The organism is Pseudomonas parasichuanensis, assembly GCF_021601385.1.
Taxonomy (GTDB): domain Bacteria; phylum Pseudomonadota; class Gammaproteobacteria; order Pseudomonadales; family Pseudomonadaceae; genus Aquipseudomonas; species Aquipseudomonas parasichuanensis.
Genome location: NZ_BQHO01000093.1, coordinates 1 through 375, shown reverse-complemented (window position 1 = coordinate 375; position 375 = coordinate 1). Strand labels below are relative to the sequence as shown.

The window sequence follows — 375 nt, the reverse complement described above, 5'->3', positions numbered from 1 at the left end:
TGTAGATGGCTTCGGTCTGGCCCGCCGGAATCACGACTTTGGCGCCGTTGGACAGGGTGACCGTCAGATCCTGATCCAGCTTCTGGCTGACTTTGACGGTGAAGCTTGGCTGCTGGTCTTCGGTGACATCGCCGTTGCTGACGATGGTCACGCTGACCTTGTCGCCTTCGTTGCCCGCGCCCGGCGTACCGGTGCCTGGCTCGTCGGTAACCGAGGTGGTGACGGTGTTATCGCCGAGGGTCAGTTTTTCGAAGTTGTCGCCACCGGCGACCGATTCGATCTTGTTGACGATATTCGGTTGGCCACCGGTGTACACATCATCCTTGGCGGTGATGGTGAAGGTGCCAGAGGCGCTGCCCGCTGGAACGGTGACTT

Annotated in this window: 1 protein-coding gene; it reads right to left on the bottom strand. The window is 60.3% G+C overall.

Annotated features, from left to right (window positions below; all coding sequences use genetic code 11):
• Positions 1-375, bottom strand: a 375-nt coding sequence (locus L6D77_RS27090) for an immunoglobulin-like domain-containing protein (RefSeq protein WP_236170234.1), incomplete at both ends; no start/stop codon positions are given.